Consider the following 21,286-nt stretch of genomic DNA (forward strand, 5'->3'; position numbering starts at 1 on the left):
TCCGTCAGCGCTTCGCGCTGCCACCTCCCCTTGCAGGGGAGGAGATGGGGGTGAACCAAAACACCCCGTCGTCCCCGCGAAGGCGGGGACCCCGCTTGTTCTTTTTGCGATCACGCTTACACGCAAGCAGATGCCACCCGATATGACCTATCCGATGCAAGACACTGCCCTTCATGGATAATCTGACCCACAGCCTCGTCGGCTGGGCTCTCGCGGAAACCGGGCTCAAGCGCCGCACGCGCAAGGGGTTGGCGGCCTGCGTGCTGGCGGCAAACATGCCCGATATCGACGTGTTCTTCGGCTGGTCGCCCTGGGCGCCGCTGGCGATGCATCGCGGGTTCACGCATGGGCTGGTGGGCGGCGTACTGCTGATGCCGCCGATTCTGGCGCTGCTGCTCTGGTTGTTCGACCGCTGGCAGGTGCGGCGGGGCACGGTATTTCCCAGCGGACTGGCCATGCACTTCGGCTGGCTGCTGACGCTCTGCTATCTCGGCGCGCTGACGCATCCCTTGCTCGATATGCAGAACGTCTATGCGATCCAGCTGCTGTCGCCAATGAGCGCGCGCTGGTTCCATAGCGATGGCCTGTTCATCATCTCGCCGTGGCTGCTGGCGATGCTGGGCGCGGGCGTCTGGGCCAGCCGTCGCCGCGCAAAGCGGGGCAGGCGGGGCGTCGGCCGTCCCGCAGGGCTGGCGCTGGCCGGCGTCCTCGGGTTCATCGCGCTCAACATTGGCCTTTCTGCGCTGGCGTGGCGGGCTCCGTCAGTTGGGGAGCCCCACGCGGCGCCCGACCGCATTTTCGCATCGCCCGAGCCGCTGGCATTCTGGCGCCGCGACGTGATCTGGCGGCAGGACGGACGGATCGCCTTCGGTCGCTACGATCCGCTGCGCAGTGTCTTCACGCTGGTCGAACACAGCGCGCCGGTCGCGGACAACATGGCTGATCCGCTGGCGGTAAAGGCCGCAGGTGCCACGCCCGAGGCGGCGAAGTTCCTTGCCTGGTCGCAGCTTCCGATGGCGCGGATCGAGCGGCACGGCTGCACCGCCACGGTGACGTTCACCGATGCGCGTTATTCGGGCACCTTCGTGCGCCGCAACTTCAATTTTCCGGTGGAGGTGCCTGCGGGCTGTCCGGCTCGCTGAAGTCTCCCGTCGTTTCCAGAACGACCCGCGCGGGGCGATAGAGCACGGCGCTGGCCGTAAAGCTCCACGCCGCGCCGCCCAGCCATCCGGCCATGACGTCGCTCGGCCAGTGGACGCCGAGCCAGACCCGGCTCCACGCCACCATGAGGCTCAGTACGATCGAACCGGCGATCAGGGTATGACGCACATTCGCGCGCGGGCTCAGCGCCGCGAAGGCGAGGGCGAGGGCGATATAGGTCGATGCCGAGTTGAAGCTGTGCCCGCTCGGGAAACTGGCGCCGCCCGCTTCGGTAAGATGGGGCACGATCTCCGGCCGGGGGCGGCCGAAGACCAGCTTGAGCAGGGCATTGACCGCGCTGCCGCTCAGCACTGTCAGCGCCAGCAGCACCGCCTCACGTCGACGGCGCAGCCAGAACAGCGCGACGAAGGCCATGATCGTGTAGAGCTTGAGTTGCAGGAACCCGCCCATGGCGGTCAGGTCGCGCACCCATTCGAGTACCCAGGGCGGCCCCAGCGGGTGAAGGTCGTGGGCCCGCCAGAACATCAGGCCAAGCTGGTCGAACTGCCGCGTGCGTCCCGCCGGAACCGCCCAGGCGAAGAGCGCGAAGCCCGCCCAGCAGGCCAGCGCGGCGATCCCGGCCTTGCGCGGATCGATGCGGTGCCGCGATGTCGCGGGGGCTTGGGGCAAGTCGCTCATGACGTTAGGAAACTCCGATGGCCCATCTGCGTTCCGCTTCCATGAATGTTCCCCGGATCGTCTGGCTGCGGCGCGACCTGCGCCTGTCCGACCAGCCTGCCATTGTCGAGGCCGCGAGCATAGGGGCGGTGATCCCGGTCTATGTCCTCGATGACGAGACGCCGAAGCACCGGCGCATGGGCGGGGCCTCGCGCTGGTGGCTGCACCATTCGCTGGCCAGTCTCGACAAAGCCCTGCGCGCCAAGGGCTCGCGCCTGATCCTACGCCGGGGCAAGTGCGAGGACGTGCTGGCCGAAATCGCACAGGAAACCGGCGCGCGCGAGGTCCACGCGCTGCATCATTACGAGCCGTGGTGGCGCAATGCCGAGAAGGCGGTGGGCAAAGTGCTCGACCTCCATCTCCACCACGGCAATTACCTCGCGCCGCCGGGGTCGGTGCGCAACCTCGCGGGCAATCCCTATCGCATCTACACGCCCTTCTGGCGGGCGCTGAGCGAGCGCATGCCGCCGCACGAACCATTGCCGGCGCCCCGAAAGATCGACGCACCTGACGTCTGGCCGAAGTCGGACCGGCTGGAGGACTGGGGCCTTCTCCCGACAAAGCCCGATTGGGCGGGCGGCATGCGCGCCATGTGGGAACCGGGCGAGCACGGCGCAATGAAGCGCCTCGACGCCTTCGCGGACGAGGCCGCGCGCTATGAGGCGCAGCGCAACCTGCCATCGGTCGAGGGAACTTCGTTTCTCTCCCCCCATCTGCATTTCGGGGAAATCTCGCCCGGGCAAGTCTGGCACGCGGTGGCGGGGGAGGGCGGTTCGGTCGGCACCTTCCTCGGCGAACTGGGCTGGCGCGACTATGCGCAGAACGTGATCCTCCAGATTCCCGATTACGGCAGCCGCTCCGCCAAGGAGGACTTCACATTGCTCGGCTGGCGCAGCGGCAAGGCGGCGGCGGAGGACTTGCGGGCGTGGCAGCGCGGGATGACCGGCTATCCCATCGTCGACGCGGGCATGCGCCAGCTCTGGCACACCGGCTGGATGCACAACCGCGTGCGGATGATCGCCGCCAGCTTCCTCATCAAGCACCTGCTGATCGACTGGCGGGAGGGCGAGCAATGGTTCTGGGACACGCTGGTCGATGCCGACTACGCCTCCAACGCCGTCAACTGGCAGTGGAGCGCGGGCTCCGGGGTCGATGCCCAGATGTTCGTACGAATCATGGCGCCGCTCAGCCAGTCGGAGAAATTCGATGCCGCCGCCTACATCCGCGAATGGGTGCCGGAGCTTGCGGATCTATCCGATACGGAGATTCACGATCCCCCTTCCATGGTCCGTCCCAAGGCCTATCCGGCGAAGATTATCGAGCATCGGGCCGGGCGCGAGCGTGCTCTTGCGGCTTGGCAGAAGGTAAAGGCAAGTGATTTGACGGCATAGGCAATTGCCCGTGAGCGGCTTCGGGTTCATATCCCTATTCATGAACGCGCATCTACCGGGCAGGGGTGAGGAGCTGGTCGAAGGCGGCCGCGCTATCGGCGTGGGGCCGCAGTGGCTGGCACGGTTGTGGTCGGGCGGCATCGCCCGGATACTCGACCGGATCGACGCGGGGCTGATCCGCGGATCGATCGAGGCAACGCTGCCCTCGGGCGAGACGCGTCTGCTGGGCGGACGAGAGCCGGGGTTCGGCGCCGTGGTGGAGCTGAAGAGCTGGCGCGCCTTGCTGCGATTGGCGACGGCGGGCTCGGTCGGCTGGTATCAGGCGTGGGAAGCCGGCGAATGGGAAAGCCCGGACCCGGTGCCGCTGTTCGCGCTGTTCATGGACAATGCCCTCAGCCTTGGCGGGGCCGCGCGGGCGCGCGGGCCGTGGCGGCTGGCGGGCCGCTTCGTCCACTGGCTGCGCCGCAACAGCCGCTCTGGATCGCAGCGCAATATCCATGCGCACTACGACCTCGGCAATGACTTCTACAGCGCCTGGCTGGGCGAGACGATGCTCTATTCAAGCGCGATCTTCGCCCGCCCCGGCAGCGGCCCCAATGCGCTGAGCCAGTTCGTCACCCCGCTCGATGCGGCGCAGTCCAACAAGATCGTCACTATCGCGCGGCGGCTTGGGCTTCAGCCCGGCGGCAGCGTGCTGGAGATCGGCTGCGGCTGGGGCACCATGGCGGCGTTCCTGGCGGAGTGCGAGCAAGTCTCGGTCGACGCGATCAGCCTCTCGGACGAGCAGCTGGCCTACGCGCGTGAGCGCTGGCAGCCGACGGTCGGCTCGGTCGATTTTCGCAAGCAGGACTATCGCGACGTATCCGGCCAATACGATGCCATCGTCTCGATCGAGATGGTGGAGGCTGTGGGGCGTGGCTATTGGCCCGAATTCCTCGACTGCGTGGCCCGCAACCTCAAGCCCGGCGGGCGCGCGGCGATCCAGTACATCATGATCGACGAGCGGATTTTCGAGAACTACGCGCGCAGCGCCGATTTCATCCAGACGTTCATTTTCCCCGGCGGCATGCTGGTGAACGAACCGGAATTCCGCAGCCTTGCCGCCGAGCGCGGGCTTGCGTGGGAAGATCGCACCGGCTTCGGCGCGGACTATGCCCGCACCTTGCGCATGTGGCGCGAGAACTTCGACACGGCGGTTGAGGAAGGACGGCTTCCCGCCGGTTTCGATGAGCGCTTCATTCGTCTCTGGCGCTTCTACCTGATGTACTGCGAAGGCGGTTTTCTGGGGGGCGGCATCGACGTGGCGCAAGTGACGCTCGTCAAGCAGGGCTGAGCGTCCGCTATAAAAATGCGAAAGGGCGGCGGAGAGGATCCGCCTCTCCGCCGCCCTTCCGGCAAGTGCTGATCGGTTAGCGGAAGCGAACGCCCACGCCGCCCATGATCCGCTGGCGCGCCGTATGATCGTCATATTGCGAATAGACGTACTGCGCGTTGAGGTAGACCGGCATGCGCCCTTGCGTGAGGGTATATTCCACGCCGCCGCCAAGCTGGTAGCCGCCGGTATTGAAGTGATCGCGAACGAGCTGGGTGCCGAAGGAATCGTCGATCCGGCGGCGCTGTTCATTGTTCACGTAGCCGCCCTTGGCGAACACGAGCAATTGCGGCGTCACAAGATAGCCGGCCCGCACCGCCGCGCCCCATTCCTCGAACGACTTGTGGCAGATGTTGTTGGTATCGGGGAGAACCTGGCAATTCTCGGCCGAGCTGCTTGATTGCCAATAGCTGCCTTCGGCGCCGATCACGATCCGGTCGCCAATCATGCCGTCAAAGCCGACCGTAGCGCCATAGCCGAAATTGTCGTTATGAATGCCTTGCGACTGGAAACGGTCGCCGCCGAAGTTGCCTTCAACGCGCAGGCCCCGGAATGAGGTGCCGTTGGTGGAAGGTGCCGAAGTGTCTGAAGTGGTGGTGGAATCCTGCGCCGCAGCAGGTTGCCATGCAATGCCTGCTGCCAGGGCGGCGGCCAGTGAGAGGGACTTGATGGTCATTGCCTCATCCTTTGATGCTCGTCAGTTGCCCAAGACCCAACAGAACAGGACCATGCTTGGTTGCCCTGAAACTGGTAGTTTTCCGGAAAAGGCGAAGAACTGTGACGTAAGTGCAACGGTTCGGCGGCGCGCGAATCGGGTCACAAAGGCGCGGTTCGGCACGTCCGGGCTGTGATCGCACCGGCGGCAATGGCATTCGTGGCCAGAGGCAATTCTGGTGGAATATGAATGACTAATATGACGGATCTGGAACGCTATCTGCACCGGCAGATTCCCCTGTCGTCGGCCATGCAGGTCTCCGTTCTTGAGGCGACGGGGCGGTCCGTCACGCTGGGCGCGCCGCTGGAACCGAACATAAATCACAAGAGCACGATTTTCGGTGGCAGCGCCTCGGCGGTCGCGATTCTGGCGGCATGGTCCCTGCTGCACGTGCGGCTTCTGGAGGAGGGGCTGGCCTGCGAGATCGTGATCCAGTCCAATCGGATGGATTATGATCGCCCCATAGGCGGCGCGTTCACCGCGACGTCCTCGCTGGCGGATCCTGCTGCATGGCCGCAGTTCGTGAACACGCTGACGCGCCGGAAACGGGCGCGCGTGGAAGTTCAGTCGGTGCTGACGTTTGAAGATGCCATTGCCGGCCGTCTGAGCGGCCGGTTCGTGGCGTTCTTGCGAGAAACGTAGACTCTAAGCCTCAGCCGCCCGCGCCGCTCCAGCGGGTGAGGATTGTCTCCAGGATGATCGGGCTCAGAAGCTGTTCGAAGGAGCAGCCGACAAGCCCGTCCTGCCACCAGACCACGCGGCCGGGCAGGGCTTCCATGCCGGGCAGGGTCAGCCAGCAATAAGTACCCGGCTGGATGCGGCTGATCGCGGTGGCTGAAAAGCCCGAGAGCGAGAGGTCGCGCACCGCCGTCTGGTAGCCCTTGGTACCGGACGCGCGGAAACCGGCGGGGATGGAAATGCGGATGCGCGGTGCGCTGCGGTCTTCCTGTGCCGCGAGTTCGTAGCGCTGCGGAGGCTGCGTCTTGATCATCGTGCCGGTAACCTGCTTCCCGTGTTGGACGGCGCGGGGATCGTGCGCCGTCCGGATGGATGATCGCCGATTGAGGTTACCGCGAGGTTACGCTGATTGGTTAATGGATTCGCGGTGTCCGCTCGGGAACTGTTCACCAAGCAGCGCGACGAGGCGCTCGGCAACCGTTTCGGGCGGCTTGACCGAGGCGGGCGCTTCGCCCGGATAGGCGCGGGCGCGCATGGCGGTGCGGGTGGCACCGGGATTGACCACGGCAACGCGCACTTTCGACGTGTTGCGCGTTTCCTCGGCATAGCATTCCAGCAGCACGTCGCCGGCGGCCTTGGTGGCGGCATAGGCGCCCCAGAACGCGCGGGGCTTGGTCGCCACGCCGGAAGACATGCCGATCACGCGGGCATTGTCGCTCTTGCGCAGGAGCGGATCGAAATTGGCGATCAGCGCCTGCGTGGCGAGTACATTGGTGGTGAGCGCCTTGTTGAAGGCGCGCTGGTCGATATCGGCCACGCTGGTCAGTTCGGGCAGGATCGCCGCGTTGACGATCAGGATGTCCAGCTTGCCCCAGCGCTGCGAGACCGCAGTGGCGAGGCGGGCGATGCCGTCCGGCTCGACCAGATCGACCGGCGCGATCGTGGCCGCGCCGCCGGACTGGTAGATCTGGTCCTCGATCGCTTCGAGCGCCTTGGTATCGCGCCCGGTCAGCAGCACGTGCGCGCCCGCGGCGGCGAGCGCGATCGCGGTCGCCGCGCCGATGCCACGGCTGGAGCCGGTGACAAGCGCGACCTGCCCGTCGAAGGGCTTGGTCTCGCTCTGGTCGACGACCTGCTCGCTCACGCCGGTCTGCTCGCTCACGCGGCGGTCAGCTCGGTGGCGAAACGCTCGGCGAAGTCGGTCAGCTTGGTGGGATATTCACCCGAGAAGCAGGCGTCGCAGAACTGCGGGCGCTTCTTGTTGCGCTTTTCCTCGCCAACCGCGCGGTAGAGACCGTCGATCGAGACGAAGGCCAGGCTGTCGGCCTTGATGAAGTCCGCCATGGCCTGGATGTCCATGTTGGCGGCCAGCAGCTTCGAACGCTCCGGCGTATCGACGCCGTAGAAGCACGAATGCTCGGTCGGCGGGCTGGCGATGCGCATGTGCACTTCGGCAGCGCCGGCATCGCGCATCATCTCGACGATCTTGAGCGAGGTGGTGCCGCGCACGATCGAATCGTCGATCAGGATGATACGCTTGCCTTCGACGATGGCGCGGTTGGCATTGTGCTTGCGCTTCACGTCGGCATGGCGCGCCGCGTCACCCGGCTGGATGAAGGTGCGGCCCACATAGTGCGAGCGGATGATGCCCAGTTCGAAGGGAATGCCCGATTCCTGCGCATAGCCGATGGCGGCCGGCACGCCGCTGTCGGGCACCGGGATCACGACGTCGGCAGCCGCGGGGGCTTCCTTGGCCAGTTCCATGCCGATCTGCTTGCGCACCTGATAGACCGAGCGGCCGTCCATCACCGAATCGGGTCGGCTGAAGTAGACGTGCTCGAAGATGCAGGGGCGCGGGGCCGGGTTGCCGAACGGGCGGTGGCTGGAGATGGTGCCCTTGTGGTCCACCTGCACGAGTTCGCCCGGCTCGATCGAGCGGATGAACTCGGCGCCGATCACGTCGAAAGCGACGGTTTCGGACGCGAACACGGTGGCATCGCCGATGCGGCCCATGACCAGCGGGCGAATGCCCAGCGGATCGCGGCAGGCGATCATGCCCTCTGCGGTCATGCAGATCAGCGAGTAGGCGCCTTCCACCATGCGCAGCGCGTCGACGAAGCGGTCGAGCAGGGTGGGATAGCGGCTGGTCGCGACGAGGTGGATGATCACCTCGGTATCGGAGGTCGACTGGAAGATCGAACCCTTCGACACGAGATCGCGCTTCAGCGTCATCGCGTTGGAAATGTTGCCGTTATGCGCGATCGAGAAACCGCCGGCGGCAAGATCCGCGAACAGCGGCTGCACGTTGCGCAGGCCGGAACCGCCGGTCGTCGCATAGCGCACATGGCCGGAAGCCATGGTGCCGGGCAGAGTGTCCAGCTCGCGCTGCGAGAAGACCTGCGCGACATGGCCGAGGCCACGGTACGAGTGGAACTCGGAGCCCGAGAAGCTGGTGATACCCACCGCCTCCTGGCCACGATGCTGGAGCGAGTGAAGCCCGGCAGCGGCGATATTAGCCGCTTCGCGAGCGCCGATTACGCCGAAGATGCCGCACTCTTCGCGCAGCTTGTCCCCGTCGGCGTCACGAAAGGGGTGTGTGATGTTCATGAGTTGTTTCCGGCCCAGGGCGCGTCAAAATCTGCCGCGCATTTGGAGCGGTTCGGTCGTAAATGCAAGGGGAGAAGGTCGCCGGACGCTCACTTGGCGCCAAGGAGCGCGGACAGCCGGGGCTCAGCGTGCCGAATGCGCCGCCAAGATGACCATCTGATGACGGCGGTTCACGCGGCAGGTGCGATGGTGAGAGCGGTAACCTGAAGGATCGGCGGCGAATCGCAAGCGGCCTGACAGGTCAAACGCTTCACGCATTGTTCAGCCTTGGAAATCCAGTCGTATACGGCATGCGGCGGCACATGCTTGCCAGCCCCGCCGCATGCCCTTAATGCCGCCATATCCTCCGATCACAGACGGACCGTCGCTTGATCCTGTCCCCCTTCGAATGGACCATCGCAAAGCGCTACATGCTGCCCGGCAAGGGCGAGCGCTTTATCGCCCTGGTCGCCGGCATCAGCCTCTTCGCCGTCATGCTCGGCGTCGCGGCGCTGGTCATCGTCATGAGCGTCATGAACGGCTTTCGCGCCGAACTGTTCGACAAGATCGTCGGGCTCAACGGCCATGCCATCATCCAGGCCTACGGCGGCCGGCTCGATAACTGGCAGGACGTTCTCAAGGACGTCAAGGGCACGCCAGGTGTCGTTCGGGCCTCTCCGCTGATCGAGCAGCCGCTGATGACCACGTTCAACGGACGCGTCGAAGGCGTGTCGGTGCGCGGCAACACGGCGGAAGACATCGCCCGGCTGCACGACAAGCTGAAAAGCGGTGATCTCGCCACGCTCGTCCCCGGCAGCAACACCGTCGCGATCGGGTCGGAACTGGCGAAAAACCTGGGCGCGCAAGTGGGCGATACGATCACGCTGATCAATCCGCTGGGCCGCTCCACGCCATTCGGAACGGTGCCCCGGCAGGTTGCCTACCGGGTGGGCGCGATCTTCGAGATCGGCGTCTACGACTATGACAACATGTTCGTCATCATGCCGATGCAGGACGCGCAGACGCTGCTGCTGACGGGCGACACCGTGGCCATGATCGAGGTGACCACCAACAATCCCGATCAGGTGGGCCGTATCCTCGCCCCGGTCGAGCGCAAGCTGGCCGGCCGTGCGGTGGTGACCGACTGGAAGACCCTCAATGCCTCGCTGTTCGAGGCGCTGGCGGTGGAACGCGTGGCGATGTTCGTCGTGCTTTCGATCATCGTGCTGGTGGCGGTGTTCAACATCCTGTCCTCGCTGATCATGCTGGTGCGCGCCAAGACGCGCGACATCGCGATCCTGCGCACGATGGGGGCGACGCGGCGGTCGCTGCTCAAGGTCTTCGTGACCACGGGCTTCTGCATCGGCGCGATGGGGACGCTGGCCGGGCTGATCCTGGGCTTCATCTTCCTCTATTTCCGCCAGCCCATCGTTCATGCGGTGGAGATCATGACGGGCCAGAACCTCTGGGACCCCTCGATCCGCTTCCTGACCGAACTGCCGGCCCGCTCGGACCCCGTCGAAATCGCGGTGATCTGCGTCATGGCCCTGATTTTCAGTTTCCTCGCCACGCTCTACCCAGCCTACAAGGCGGCGAGCACCGATCCTGTGCAGGTGCTGCGTTATGAGTGAGTTCGACACTACCACTGCCGGCCCGACTGCCGCCCCGACTGCTGTTGTCCGCCTCGAAAGGCTGACCCGCAGCTTCGAGCAGGGCGGCGTCACCATCGACGTGCTGCGCGGCGTCGACCTGACCGTGCGGCCGGGCGAGATCGTCGCGCTGCTGGGGCCTTCGGGCTCGGGCAAGTCGACCATGCTCCAGGCCATCGGCCTGCTCGAAGGCGGCTTCGGCGGCCGGATCGAGATTGCCGGGATCGACGCCTCGAAACTGGGCAAGGACCGCCGGGCGGCGGTGCGCCGCGATCACATCGGCTTCGTCTACCAGTTCCACCACCTGCTGCCCGACTTCAACGCGATCGAGAATGTCGTGCTGCCCCAGCTTATTGCCGGCAAGAGCCGCGAGGATTGCGAGCAGCGGGCGACCGAACTGCTCAGCGCGCTGGGACTGGGCCAACGCCTTGAACACCGGCCGAGCAAGCTCTCGGGCGGCGAGCAGCAGCGCGTCGCCGTGGCCCGCGCGCTCGCCAACAAGCCGCGGCTGGTGTTGGCGGACGAGCCCACCGGCAACCTTGACGAGGCGACTGCCGACAAGGTCTTCGCGCAGTTCCTGGAACTCGTGCGCGGGCAGGGCAGCGCCGCGCTGGTCGCCACGCACAACGAGCGACTGGCGGCGATGATGGACCGCGTGGTCAGGCTTCACGAAGGCGTGCTGAGATGACGCAACAGGGGTGATGGAACCCCGTTGAATTCAGTGATTTCACATACCAGATACGATAGAACGAAAAGTACTAAACAAGGGACTGCACAATATGAGCGACATTCCGTCCACCATTCGGGCCGAAAGCTCCGGGCCGGAACGCTTCCACTGGGAAGATTCGGCGGAATTGCACAAGTGCGCGGACGGCGGCGGCCTGTTCCACAACCTCAAGGTGATCCGTCGCGGCACCGTGGTTGCCCTGATCAATTTCGTGATGAGCCTGCCTGAGAACGAACAGGACGATTACGCCATCCAGAAAGACGGCGACCGCACGTTCCGGATTGGCGAGATCCGCGCTCTTTCCCGCCGCGCCGACTTCCCCAGCAAAGACGCGTGAGTTCGGACCCGCGCACGATCGCCGATTTCACGGCGAGCCTGCCCAATGGCGAGATCGCAAGTCTCGCCGACCGGGCGGGCAAAGTGCTGCTCGTCGTCAACACGGCGAGCAAGTGCGGGTTCACGCCGCAGTACAAGGGGCTGGAGGAACTCTGGCGCAAGTACGGCGAGCGCGGTTTCGAAGTGATCGCCTTCCCCTGCAACCAGTTCGGCAAGCAGGAGCCGGGCTCGGCCGATGAGATCGCCAGCTTTTGCGAGGTGAATTTCGGCCTCTCGTTCCCGCTGATGGGCAAGGTTGAGGTCAATGGCGACGATGCGCCGCCGCTTTGGCAATGGCTGAAGGCGGAGGCGCCGGGTCTGCTTGGCAGCAAGTCGATCAAGTGGAACTTCACCAAGTTCCTGCTCGATCGCGACGGCAAGGTGGTCCGCCGCTACGCGCCCACCGACAAGCCGGAATCGCTCGAAAAGGATATCGAGGCGCTGCTTTAATCAGCGCCGGCAAGGTGGTTTACGAAAACGGGGAATGCGCTTTCGTGCATTCCCCGTTTTCGTTTCTCAATAATAGAACGCGCTGTAGATCACGTCGACCACCATGCGGGTGCGGCGATCGACCAGCAGCAGGTCAGGCCCATAACGCACCCAGTAGTAGCCCGGAGGCGGCGGGCCGACTCCCATCATCGCATAATCCTGGAACAGGTATGGCGCCGACAGGAACAGCGACGGCAGGATCATGTGCGTCTGCCAGCGTCGATAGGAATAACCGTGCGGGTAGCGGTACGGCGGCGCATGCATCGGGCGGAACGTGCTCGGCCGTCCGGATCCGGGACGGTGGGGTTGGGTGACGACCGGCGGCCGGTAATTGTTCGAGGGCGGCCTGTAGTTGTTTGACGGTGGGCGATAATTATTCGAGGGCGGACGCTGGTTCCCGGAGGGCGGTCGCGGATTGCCGGGCTCCGGCGGACGGTTCCCGCCTTGCTGCGGAGGCTGGGGATGGGGGCGATTGGCGTTCCCGCTGCCTCCGCCGGGGCGTGGGGGCTGCGGCTGCGGTTTCGGTTGGGGTTGTGGATGCGGCTGAGGTTGCGGGCGAGCAGCGTTGCCGCCGCCGCTCGGTGGGCGACCCGGATTGCCCGGTGGGTGGCCGGGGTTCCCGCCCGGGGGGCGTGCTCCCTGCGGCGGCCCTCCGGGATGGCCCTGCTGTGCAGATGCGGCGAATTCGCCGGGAAGCAGGGCGTCTGGCGCAAGCAGCAGGGGGATGAGGGCGAGGTAGGCGTACTTCATTCAGGGTCTCCCAGTACGGCCATTCATGGAACGACAGGGCAACGGACGATGGAGCATTGAACCATAGGCATGGCGTCCATTTTGCGCCGTCCCGGACTCTATCGAGACTTGTCTGAATATTTGCGGAAAGCCCGATGCGGACTAGGGAATTTCAGGCAAATCGGAATCAATGACGTCTCGCTGACGATGCGCCTGTTTTCGCGCGCTTTCAAGGCTCTGCGTCCTCGTCGGGAGCCGGGCCGCATGCCGGTACGGGTGGACGCGGCCGGGTTCGTCCTTCGCTTCCCGCAGAGGTAAGTGGCCTATCCCCCGGCTTATCCCCAGCGGCGCCTTGATCGCATGGGGTGCCAATGCCTAAATTCGGGGATGGCCCATGCACCTTTCGTCCCCCTGCGCATCTTTTCGAGCTTTACGATGCTGGACGGGGCGATCGATCCCAAGGCCGCCGCCAAGCTGGCCAAGGAGCGCAAGTTCCCGGCCGCGGCAATCTGCGACCGCAATGGCCTCTACGGCGCGCCCGCTTTTGCGCAAGCCTGCAAGGGCGCGGGCGTGCAGCCCATCGTCGGCACTTTCCTTGCGGTCGTCCGTCCCGGCGCAGTGTCGCAAGGGCAGGAGCGGCCGATCGACTGGCTGGCGCTTTTTGCGCAGAGCGAGGTGGGTTGGCTCAACTTGTGCGATCTCGTCAGCCGCGCGCACCTTGACCGGCCGCTGGAGATGGACGCCCATGTCGAACTGGAGAGCCTGCGCGGTCACACCGATGGCCTGATCTGCCTTACCGGCGGGGCCGAAGGCGCCCTTGCGCGGCTCTACGCGGCGGGCAAGATCGAGGCGGCCGAGAGCTATTGCGATACGCTGCAATCGCTGTTCGGGGACCGTCTCTACATCGAGATCACCCGCACCGGCGAAGCAGTGGAAGACGAGAGCGAGGAAGACCTTATCGCGCTCGCCTACGCCCGCGATATCCCGCTGGTCGGTAGCAACCCCGCGCAGTACGCCGAGGCCAAGTTCCACCCCGCGCATGACGCGATGCTTTGCATTGCCAATTCGACGCAGGTGGATGCGCCGGAGCGGCCGCGTTCGTCGTCCGAGCGCTGGGTCAAGCCGATCGAGACGATGCAGGAACTGTTCGCAGACCTGCCCGAGGCTCTGGCCAACACGCTCGTCGTCGCGCAGCGCTGCGCCTATATGCCGCCGCGCCGCAAGCCGCTGCTGCCCAGCCTCGCGGGTGACCTTGAGGGCGAGGCGCGGATGCTGGCGGACAATTCCCGCGCCGGCCTTGCCATGCGTCTGGCACCCTATTGGCCGGAGGTGACCGAAGCCGAGCTGGATGCCGCCATGGCCCTTCAGGGCGAAGAGCGCGAGGCGGCCTACAAGGAACTGGCCGAACGCGGCGTTACCGAGGACTTCCTCGACTATGCCAAGCGCCTCGATTTCGAGGTGCAGATCATCGTCGGCATGGGCTTCCCCGGCTACTTCCTGATCGTTGCCGACTTTATCAAGTGGGCCAAGGACAACGACATTCCCGTGGGTCCGGGCCGTGGTTCGGGTGCAGGCTCGCTGGTGGCCTGGGCGCTCACCGTCACCGACCTTGACCCGCTGAAGCTGGGCCTGCTGTTCGAACGCTTCCTGAACCCGGAACGCGTCTCGATGCCGGACTTCGACATCGACTTCTGCGAAACCCGTCGCGGCGAGGTGATCCGCTACGTCCAGCGCAAGTACGGGCACGATCACGTCGCCCAGATCATCACCTTCGGCAAGATGAAGGCCCGCGCGGTGCTGCGCGACTGCGGGCGTATTCTCCAGATGGGCTATGGCCGCGTCGACGGCCTCTGCAAGATGGTGCCCAACCATCCGACAGACCCCTGGACGCTCACCGAGGCGCTGCACGGCCGCAAGCAGCACGGTGTGACCAAGGATCCGCCCGTGGCCGAATTCCGCCGCGAATACGATCTGGACCACGAGGTGAAGCGCCTTGTGGACCTTGCCGTGCAGCTGGAAGGCCTGCCGCGCAACTCGTCCACCCACGCGGCGGGCGTGGTCATCGGCGACCGTCCGCTGGCGCAGTTGGTGCCGCTCTATCGCGATCCGCGTTCGGACATGCCGGTGACGCAGTTCGACATGAAGTCGGTGGAAGACACCGGCCTCGTGAAGTTCGACTTCCTCGGCCTGAAGACGTTGTCGGTGCTGAAGAAGGCCTGCGACCTGCTGGAGCGGCGCGGCATCACGATCAACCTGTCGACCCTCGCGTGGGACGATGCGGCAGTTTACGAACTGCTGAAGCGCGGCGATACCGTGGGCGTGTTCCAGCTGGAATCGGAAGGTATGCGCCGCACGCTGGCGGCCGTGAAGCCCACCAATTTTGGCGACATCATCGCGCTCGTCTCGCTCTACCGTCCGGGCCCGATGGACAACATTCCGCTGTTCGGCAGGCGCAAGAACGGGCTGGAATCGATCGAATATCCGCACGACAAGCTCTCGGGCATCCTGGGCGAGACCTACGGGATCTTCGTCTATCAGGAACAGGTCATGCAGGCCGCGCAGATCCTGGCGGGCTACTCGCTGGGTGACGCTGACCTTCTGCGCCGCGCCATGGGCAAGAAGGTCCAGGCGGAAATGGACAAGCAGCGCCAGCGCTTCGTCGATGGCTGCAAGGAAGTGTCGAACATCGATGCCGCGAAGGCCAACGAACTGTTCGACTTGATCGACAAGTTCGCGGGCTACGGCTTCAACAAGTCGCACGCCGCCGCCTACGCGCTGCTCGCCTACCACACCGCGTGGTTCAAGGCGCATTATCCGCACGAATTCTACGCCGCATCGATGTGCTTCGACATGCATCAGTCGGAAAAGCTGGCGATCTTCGTGGACGACGCGCGCCGCAATGGCATCGAACTGGCCCCGCCGGACATCAACATGTCCGAAGCCGAGTTCTGCGTGGTCGAAACGCCGGACAGCCACGCGGTGCGCTACGCCCTCGCGGGTATCCGCAACGTCGGCGAAAAGGCGATGGACGCGCTCGTCGCGGAGCGGGAGGCGAACGGCAAATTTGTCAGTCTGGACGATGTGTTCCGCCGGGCTCCGGCCGGATCGATGAACCGCCGCCAGCTCGAAAGCCTCGCGGCGGCGGGCGGTTTCGACGGGCTGGAGCCGAACCGCGCCAAAGTCCTGGCCAATGCCGATACGCTGCTGGCCGAGGCGGATCGATCCTCGCGGGAGCGCAATTCGACCCAGCACGGTCTGTTCGGCGGCGACGATCATGTCGAACAGGGCCTGCGCCTTGTCGAGGCCGAGCCGTGGAGCCGCATGGACCAGATGGCGAAGGAGCGCGAGAACTTCGGCTTCTACTTCGCCGCCCATCCGGTGGAGCAGTACCGCGCGGTCGCTTCGGCCAACGGCGCGCGAACCCATGCCAGCCTGATGACCAGCGGGGCCGGGGCAGGGCGCACCGGCGCGGTCATGGCGGCGATGGTCGAGAACGTGCAGAAGCGGAAGACCAAGCGGGGCAAGGACTTCGTCATGGCCGATTTCTCGGACCAGTCGGGCAACTTCTCGGCCTCGTGCTTTGAGGAAAGCATGGTCGAGAACTTCGTGAAGTGGGCCAAAGAAGGCACCTGCGTCCTGCTCAATGTCGAACTCGATTCGCCCAGTGCGGACGAACCGCCGCGCGTCACCGTGCGCGCCGCGCGGCCGCTTGCGGAAGTGAAGGCGGACGCGCGCATGTTGCTCTCGCTCGATATCGACCGGATCGAGGCCGTGCAGGAACTGGCGATGCTGATGCGCCCGGGCCCGGCGGGTTGCGGCGAGGTGATGGCGACGCTGCACCTTGGTGGTGGGCGGACCCAGAAACTCCGCCTCGGCCGTGACTTCGCGCTGGATGGCGACTTTGCCGAGCAACTGGCGAGTGTGGCGGGGCTCTCCAACATCTCGCTGATCGCGCGTCGCGGGCCCGAAGGACTGCGCCGGGCTGCTTGAATGAATCTCGAAATGGGACGGTGAAGGCGGGCGTTTGCGATGGACCGAACGGTCCCCGCTTGCCTTGGCTGTACAACTACCCATAACCTCCGCGTGTCAGCGGGAGATGGCCATGCCGGGGGACATGCAGGACTGGGACCTGCGCGTATCGGGTCTGATCGATCACGCGGCGCGTGAGCACGGTCGGCGTGAGATTGTCACGCGCTGGGCCGATGGTTCCGTTACGCGCACGAACTGGGCCGGCATTCGCCGCGATGCCCTGAAGATGGTGCAGGCGCTGCGCCGGCTCAACATCTATCCGGGTCAGCGCGTGGCCACTCTGGCGATGAATCATGGCCGCCATCTCGCCGCCTGGTTCGGGGCGACCGGGGCGGGCTGCGTGCTCCACACCGTGAACCCGCGCCTGTTCGACGATCAACTGGCTTGGATCGTCAATCATGCCGAAGACCGGGTGCTGCTCTACGATGCCGCCTTCCGGCCCATCGTCGAGCGTTTGCTGCCGCTGTGTCCGCGTCTGAAGCACGCAATCTGCTTCGATTCGTCGGACTGGGGCGCCGATTTCGAAAGCTGGATCGGCCGCGAGGACGGCGACGCGCGCTGGACGACGGGCTGCGAACGCTCACCCTGCATGCTGTGTTATACCAGCGGCACCACCGGCGATCCCAAAGGCGTGCTCTATACGCATCGCTCGCAAGTGCTGCACACGCTGGCGATGATCGCACCCTCGGCGCTCAATCTGGAGCCGCGATCGGTAGTGCTGCCGATCGTACCGATGTTCCATGCCAACAATTGGGGGCTGCCCTGGGCATCGGCAGCCAGCGGGGCGAAGATGGTCTGGTGCCAGACCAACGATCCCGAAGCGCTCTGCACGCTGATGCGCGAGGAGCGCGTGACGCACGTCGCCGGCGTGCCGACCGTATGGTTCGCGATGTTCGAGCATCTGGAGCGCACCGGGGATGACCTCCCGCCGATCCGGCAAGTGCTTTCGGGCGGGGCGGCGGTCCCGGCCAGCGTGGTCGAGCGGCTGATGCGTGCAGGCGTGCGTGTGTCTCAGGCCTGGGGCATGACCGAAACGTCGCCCATCGCCACGGTCGCTTACGAACCGGCCGAATGGGACGAGATGACGTTTGCCGAGCAAGTGGCGCTCAAGAGCAGCCAGGGACGGCCTCTCTACGGTGCCGAAGTCCGCGTGACCGCGCTTGACGATCCCGACCGGGAACTGCCGCATGACGGTACTTCGCCCGGCGCGTTGCAAGTGCGCGGCCCCTGGACGGTGCAGCGCTATTTTCGCGCCGAGGACGATGCGGTTACGAAGGACCAGTGGTTCGACACCGGCGATGTCGCGACGATTTCGCCCGATGGCACTTTGCATCTGACCGATCGCACCAAGGATCTGATCAAGTCGGGCGGCGAGTGGATCAGTTCGGTCGAGCTGGAAAATGCTGCTGTCGGCCATCCGGAGATCGTCGAGGCCGCCGCGATCGGCGTGGCTCATCCCAAGTGGGACGAGCGCCCGCTACTGGCCGTCGTGCGCAAGGAGGGCAGCACGCTTACCGCGTCGCAGTTGCGCGATCACCTGGCCGGAAAGGTCGCCCGCTGGTGGCTGCCGGATGCGATCGAATTCGTTGATGCGCTGCCACACACCGGCAGCGGCAAGCTCGACAAGAAGGCGCTGCGCCGGCTGTTCGCGGACTACAGGCTTCCCGCTTAAGGGCGTGGATGAATGCGGAGGGCCGCCGTACCCCGCACTTTACAAAGACAAACCCCATCATCCCGGCGAAAGCGGGGTTCCCGCTTCTGTTGTGCGAGGCGAGAGGTTGCCAAGAAGCGGGGCCCCCACATTCGCGAGGGCGACGGTGGTGTGCGTTTGAAAGGTCATCATCGATCATTACAGGGAAGCACCTTTAGCGCGCGCCTAGTCCATGTGCTCGATATCGTCGCCCAATATGGCGACCCAGGCGTGTTTGCGCTCCTCGTACACCGAGAACCTGGGCGGCGGAAAACCGGGGTCGGCAAAGGCACCCACAGGTATGGCGGTGACGTCCGGCATTCCCGCGCCGGAAAATGCGACTGTCGCGCCGCAGTGGGGGCAGAAGTGGTAAATCGTGAGCGATCCGCTGTCCGTCGTTCGCGACCATTCGCGGAATTCGCCGCTTAGCTCCACGTTTGCGTTGGGCCAGCGGGCTTGCACTGCGAAGGCGCTGCCGGTGCGCTTCTGGCAGGCAAGGCAGTGGCAGACCGACACGCGGACAGGATCGCCGGTGCAGGTTGCGCGCAGTTGCCTGCATCGGCAGGTGGCTGTGCGAATGGTCAAGCCCGCTCAATTGTCCTTGTGATTGACGCTGTTCGCCGCGTCCTGCGCGGCATCGCCGACCTTGTTGGCGGCCTGTCCGACATCGTGGGCGGCCTGTGTCACCGCATCGTCGCGCGTGGCCTCGCTCTGGTTCAGCCGGCTGAACAGATAGAGTGCGCCGACAACGGCCAGGAGCAGGGCGAATGCCAGCAGAATACCCGTCGCGCTGCTTGAAGTGCTGCGTTCGTGGATCACGGTGGTGGTATGGACCGGCGCTTCAGGTGCGCGCTCGGTCTCGACGATCCTTTCCTCCATTCGGGCCTCCTGTCCTCTCCCGTTCGTTGGAGTGAACAACTCGCAGAGAGGCCGAAGAGTTTCAGCGGTCGCGATATTCCGGTGTTCGCCGGGCGCGGAAAGCCGAGACGCCCTCGGCGAAATCCTCGCTCATCAGCATCATCACCTGCTGGCGGTCCTCCAGCGCCATGGCGTCCGACAGCGAGCGCGCGTCGAGATTGCGATTGATCGCGTCCTTGGTGAGCCTGAGGCCCATGGGGGCATTGGCGAGCATCTCGTCAGCGACGGCAAGCCCCTTGTCGAACAGATCCTCGTGAGGCACGACCGCGCCCAGCAATCCGTGGCGGAGCGCCGTTTCGGCATCCATGAAGCGGCCGGTGAGCATGTATTCCGCCGCCACCGTGGCACCGACCATGCGCGGCAGGAAATAGCTGCACCCCAGATCGCAGCCGCCGAGCCCGACCTTGATATAAGCCGCATTCATCCGGAGATCCGGCGTGCCGTAGCGGATATCGCAGGCGAGCAGCAACGAGAAGCCGGCTCCGCAGGCGGCGCCGTGGCCGAGCCCGATGATCGGTTGCGGGCATGCGCGCATAAGCTCCAGCAGGCCCGCGATTGCGCGCTGGAGGTGCCAGCAGTGCTGAAGCGCGCCGCGCGTCCTGTCGTTTTCCCAACTGGCCAGATCGAGACCGGCGCTGAAATGGCGCCCTTCTGCACGCAGGATCACGACGCGTACCTCGTGCCGCTCGGCCAGCGCAGTGAAATAGTCGCGCAGAGCGAACGTCATGGGCTCGTCAAACGTGTTGAGCGCCTCGGCGCGGTTCAGCGTCACGATTTCGACCGCACCGTGGGTGACGATGGTTATGGGCTTCTCGAACATCGGCGCACTCCCTTGTTCTCTGCCGGACCTAAGCGGAGGTGCGTGTCGGTGACACGACTGCGCCGGAACAGGGATTTGTCTAGAACAGCGCCAGTTGTCCGTCGCGGCTGGGCGGGCGGAATTGCGAGCAGTCGAGCATCACGTGCGCCTTGCCGAAGCCCAGCCGCTTCATCGCCACGGCAAAGCGGCGGCGGAAGACTTCCGCCCAGACTCCTTCGGGCCGCATGCGGGTGAAGAACTTCGGATCGTAGTCGCGCCCGCCGCGCATCGACTGGATCGTGGCCATGACTTTGGCCGCGCGGTCGGGAAAATGGGTGTCCAGCCATTCGCGGAACAGCGGGGCGACCTCGTGGGGCAGGCGGACCATGATCCACGACACGCTGCGGATGCCTTGCCCGGCCGCAGCTTCGAGTATCTCCTCGATATAGGGATCGGTGATCGCCGGGATGACCGGAGCGATCGAAACATGCGCCGGCACGCCCGCCTCTGCCAGCTTGCCGAGCGCGGCGAGCCGCTTGGCGGGCGAGGACGCGCGCGGTTCGAGCAGGCGCGACAATGCCGGATCCATGCTCGTCACCGAAATCGCGACATGCGTGAGGTTGTGCTGCGCAAGCTGGGTCAACAGGTCGAGATCGTGCAGCACGCGGTCCGACTTTGTGGTGATCGTCACCGGGTGGCGCACTTCTAGGCAGAATTCGAGCACTTGCCGGGTTATCCGGTAACGTGCCTCGATGGGCTGATAGGGGTCTGTATTGGTGCCCATGGCGATGGGGGCTGGGCGGTAGCTCGGCTTGGCGAGTGTTTCGCGCAGCAGCTTCACCGCCTGGGGCTTGGCGAAGAGCTTGGTCTCGAAATCGAGACCGGGCGAGAGGTCGTGATAGGCGTGGGTCGGCCGGGCGAAGCAGTAGATGCAGCCGTGCTCGCAGCCGTTGTAGGCATTGATCGAGCGGTCGAAGGGCACATCGGGTGACTTGTTGAAAGACAGGATGGTGCGGGGGTGAAGCTCGATCACTTGCGTGCGCAAGGGCGGAGCCTCCCCGTCGACGAGCGCGGCTTCGTCCAGCCAGTCGCCATCGGCCTCCCGCTGGGGAAGGTTGAAGCGCTTGCTGGCCTGTCCGCTGACGGCGCCTCTTCCTTTGTGGACTCGCATGCCTGCAATGTGAACATAAAGGGAACAAATGGCAAGCGAGTCGGTGCTGTTGATGGCTGTGTTGATCTTGTGGTCAGCACGCCCTAGGCA

Annotated in this window: 20 protein-coding genes; 10 read left to right on the forward strand and 10 right to left on the reverse strand. The window is 65.1% G+C overall.

All coding sequences use genetic code 11. The features are described from left to right. The first annotated feature begins 173 nt into the window (after positions 1-173). Positions 174-1,142: a metal-dependent hydrolase gene (locus AC1VVM_RS09190; protein ID WP_482903654.1), complete on the forward strand. Its 969-nt coding sequence runs from the start codon at positions 174-176 to the stop codon at positions 1,140-1,142. Here AC1VVM_RS09190 and AC1VVM_RS09195 read toward each other — a convergent pair. Continuing rightward, complete coding sequence (locus tag AC1VVM_RS09195; RefSeq protein ID WP_482903655.1) at positions 1,099-1,839, reverse strand: phosphatase PAP2 family protein; 741 nt, start codon at positions 1,837-1,839, stop codon at positions 1,099-1,101. The two genes, AC1VVM_RS09190 and AC1VVM_RS09195, sit on opposite strands and share 44 nt — an antisense overlap. 41 nt (positions 1,840-1,880) lie before the next feature. Between AC1VVM_RS09195 and AC1VVM_RS09200 the strand changes: the two genes are divergently transcribed. Then, positions 1,881-3,269 (forward strand): cryptochrome/photolyase family protein, encoded by a 1,389-nt coding sequence (locus tag AC1VVM_RS09200; RefSeq protein ID WP_482905181.1) that lies wholly within the window; start codon positions 1,881-1,883, stop codon positions 3,267-3,269. A gap of 40 nt (positions 3,270-3,309) precedes the next feature. Then, entirely contained in the window at positions 3,310-4,602 is a 1,293-nt protein-coding gene (locus AC1VVM_RS09205; RefSeq protein WP_482903656.1) for a class I SAM-dependent methyltransferase, read from the forward strand. A gap of 76 nt (positions 4,603-4,678) precedes the next feature. Here the strand turns inward: AC1VVM_RS09205 and AC1VVM_RS09210 are convergent, their stop codons facing one another. Then, positions 4,679-5,317: an outer membrane protein gene (locus AC1VVM_RS09210; RefSeq protein ID WP_482903657.1), complete on the reverse strand. Its 639-nt coding sequence runs from the start codon at positions 5,315-5,317 to the stop codon at positions 4,679-4,681. Positions 5,318-5,554: 237 nt separating this feature from the next. Here AC1VVM_RS09210 and AC1VVM_RS09215 point away from each other — a divergent pair, with 237 nt between their 5' ends. Then, positions 5,555-5,998, forward strand: coding sequence for a YiiD C-terminal domain-containing protein (locus tag AC1VVM_RS09215; protein ID WP_482903658.1), 444 nt, complete (start codon positions 5,555-5,557; stop codon positions 5,996-5,998). Between the two features lie 10 nt (positions 5,999-6,008). Here AC1VVM_RS09215 and AC1VVM_RS09220 read toward each other — a convergent pair whose 3' ends face one another. From AC1VVM_RS09220 to purF, 3 genes are all read right to left on the reverse strand, one after another. Continuing rightward, positions 6,009-6,347, reverse strand: coding sequence for a PilZ domain-containing protein (locus AC1VVM_RS09220; RefSeq protein ID WP_132384795.1), 339 nt, complete (start codon positions 6,345-6,347; stop codon positions 6,009-6,011). Positions 6,348-6,434: 87 nt separating this feature from the next. Then, positions 6,435-7,196, reverse strand: coding sequence for an SDR family NAD(P)-dependent oxidoreductase (locus AC1VVM_RS09225; protein ID WP_482903659.1), 762 nt, complete (start codon positions 7,194-7,196; stop codon positions 6,435-6,437). Continuing rightward, complete coding sequence (gene purF, locus AC1VVM_RS09230; protein WP_132384796.1) at positions 7,193-8,641, reverse strand: amidophosphoribosyltransferase; 1,449 nt, start codon at positions 8,639-8,641, stop codon at positions 7,193-7,195. The genes AC1VVM_RS09225 and purF overlap by 4 nt, the downstream gene beginning before the upstream one ends. Before the next feature lie 368 nt (positions 8,642-9,009). Between purF and AC1VVM_RS09235 the strand changes: the two genes are divergently transcribed. The 4 genes from AC1VVM_RS09235 (at position 9,010) to AC1VVM_RS09250 (ending at position 11,821) form a co-directional block, all read left to right on the forward strand. Next, positions 9,010-10,251: a lipoprotein-releasing ABC transporter permease subunit gene (locus AC1VVM_RS09235; RefSeq protein ID WP_132384797.1), complete on the forward strand. Its 1,242-nt coding sequence runs from the start codon at positions 9,010-9,012 to the stop codon at positions 10,249-10,251. Continuing rightward, positions 10,244-10,957, forward strand: coding sequence for an ABC transporter ATP-binding protein (locus tag AC1VVM_RS09240; protein WP_482903660.1), 714 nt, complete (start codon positions 10,244-10,246; stop codon positions 10,955-10,957). Before AC1VVM_RS09235 ends, AC1VVM_RS09240 begins: the two co-directional genes overlap by 8 nt. Before the next feature lie 91 nt (positions 10,958-11,048). Then, positions 11,049-11,333 (forward strand): hypothetical protein, encoded by a 285-nt coding sequence (locus AC1VVM_RS09245; protein ID WP_132384799.1) that lies wholly within the window; start codon positions 11,049-11,051, stop codon positions 11,331-11,333. Beyond that, positions 11,330-11,821, forward strand: a complete 492-nt coding sequence (locus tag AC1VVM_RS09250) for a glutathione peroxidase (protein ID WP_482903661.1) — start codon at positions 11,330-11,332, stop codon at positions 11,819-11,821. The genes AC1VVM_RS09245 and AC1VVM_RS09250 overlap by 4 nt, the downstream gene beginning before the upstream one ends. A 66-nt stretch (positions 11,822-11,887) precedes the next feature. Here the strand turns inward: AC1VVM_RS09250 and AC1VVM_RS09255 are convergent, their stop codons facing one another. Continuing rightward, entirely contained in the window at positions 11,888-12,010 is a 123-nt protein-coding gene (locus tag AC1VVM_RS09255) for an RcnB family protein (RefSeq protein ID WP_482903662.1), read from the reverse strand. A 966-nt stretch (positions 12,011-12,976) separates the two neighbouring features. On the opposite strand from AC1VVM_RS09255, the gene dnaE reads away from it, so the two are divergent. Beyond that, a complete protein-coding gene (dnaE, locus tag AC1VVM_RS09260; protein ID WP_482954968.1) occupies positions 12,977-16,579 on the forward strand; it encodes a DNA polymerase III subunit alpha in 3,603 nt (1,200 codons plus the stop codon). Positions 16,580-16,691: 112 nt separating this feature from the next. Continuing rightward, positions 16,692-18,290 (forward strand): long-chain fatty acid--CoA ligase, encoded by a 1,599-nt coding sequence (locus tag AC1VVM_RS09265; protein WP_482903664.1) that lies wholly within the window; start codon positions 16,692-16,694, stop codon positions 18,288-18,290. Between the two features lie 204 nt (positions 18,291-18,494). Here the strand turns inward: AC1VVM_RS09265 and AC1VVM_RS09270 are convergent, their stop codons facing one another. The 4 genes from AC1VVM_RS09270 to AC1VVM_RS09285 all read right to left on the reverse strand — a co-directional run bounded on the left by AC1VVM_RS09270 (position 18,495) and on the right by AC1VVM_RS09285 (position 21,196). Then, on the reverse strand, positions 18,495-18,893 hold the full coding sequence (locus AC1VVM_RS09270) for a GFA family protein (RefSeq protein WP_482903665.1): 399 nt from the start codon (positions 18,891-18,893) through the stop codon (positions 18,495-18,497). Between the two features lie 6 nt (positions 18,894-18,899). Then, positions 18,900-19,187, reverse strand: coding sequence for a hypothetical protein (locus AC1VVM_RS09275; RefSeq protein ID WP_482903666.1), 288 nt, complete (start codon positions 19,185-19,187; stop codon positions 18,900-18,902). 61 nt (positions 19,188-19,248) lie between these two features. Beyond that, positions 19,249-20,046 (reverse strand): enoyl-CoA hydratase/isomerase family protein, encoded by a 798-nt coding sequence (locus AC1VVM_RS09280; RefSeq protein WP_482903667.1) that lies wholly within the window; start codon positions 20,044-20,046, stop codon positions 19,249-19,251. Between the two features lie 79 nt (positions 20,047-20,125). Further along, a complete protein-coding gene (locus tag AC1VVM_RS09285; protein WP_482903668.1) occupies positions 20,126-21,196 on the reverse strand; it encodes a PA0069 family radical SAM protein in 1,071 nt (356 codons plus the stop codon). Between the last annotated feature and the right edge of the window lie 90 nt (positions 21,197-21,286).

Source organism: Novosphingobium sp. BL-S-33, assembly GCF_056857025.1.

Coding starts and splice junctions, on each gene's coding strand:
- AC1VVM_RS09200 (WP_482905181.1), top strand. CDS start 1,881: ATGAATGTTCCCCGGATCGTCTGGCTGCGGCGCGACCTGCGCCTGTCC.
- AC1VVM_RS09285 (WP_482903668.1), bottom strand. CDS start 21,196: ATGCGAGTCCACAAAGGAAGAGGCGCCGTCAGCGGACAGGCCAGCAAG.
- AC1VVM_RS09190 (WP_482903654.1), top strand. CDS start 174: ATGGATAATCTGACCCACAGCCTCGTCGGCTGGGCTCTCGCGGAAACC.
- AC1VVM_RS09255 (WP_482903662.1), bottom strand. CDS start 12,010: ATGATGGGAGTCGGCCCGCCGCCTCCGGGCTACTACTGGGTGCGTTAT.
- AC1VVM_RS09195 (WP_482903655.1), bottom strand. CDS start 1,839: ATGAGCGACTTGCCCCAAGCCCCCGCGACATCGCGGCACCGCATCGAT.
- AC1VVM_RS09245 (WP_132384799.1), top strand. CDS start 11,049: ATGAGCGACATTCCGTCCACCATTCGGGCCGAAAGCTCCGGGCCGGAA.
- dnaE (WP_482954968.1), top strand. CDS start 12,977: ATGGCCCATGCACCTTTCGTCCCCCTGCGCATCTTTTCGAGCTTTACG.
- purF (WP_132384796.1), bottom strand. CDS start 8,641: ATGAACATCACACACCCCTTTCGTGACGCCGACGGGGACAAGCTGCGC.
- AC1VVM_RS09240 (WP_482903660.1), top strand. CDS start 10,244: ATGAGTGAGTTCGACACTACCACTGCCGGCCCGACTGCCGCCCCGACT.
- AC1VVM_RS09275 (WP_482903666.1), bottom strand. CDS start 19,187: ATGGAGGAAAGGATCGTCGAGACCGAGCGCGCACCTGAAGCGCCGGTC.
- AC1VVM_RS09220 (WP_132384795.1), bottom strand. CDS start 6,347: ATGATCAAGACGCAGCCTCCGCAGCGCTACGAACTCGCGGCACAGGAA.
- AC1VVM_RS09280 (WP_482903667.1), bottom strand. CDS start 20,046: ATGTTCGAGAAGCCCATAACCATCGTCACCCACGGTGCGGTCGAAATC.
- AC1VVM_RS09215 (WP_482903658.1), top strand. CDS start 5,555: ATGACGGATCTGGAACGCTATCTGCACCGGCAGATTCCCCTGTCGTCG.
- AC1VVM_RS09205 (WP_482903656.1), top strand. CDS start 3,310: ATGAACGCGCATCTACCGGGCAGGGGTGAGGAGCTGGTCGAAGGCGGC.
- AC1VVM_RS09265 (WP_482903664.1), top strand. CDS start 16,692: ATGCCGGGGGACATGCAGGACTGGGACCTGCGCGTATCGGGTCTGATC.
- AC1VVM_RS09210 (WP_482903657.1), bottom strand. CDS start 5,317: ATGACCATCAAGTCCCTCTCACTGGCCGCCGCCCTGGCAGCAGGCATT.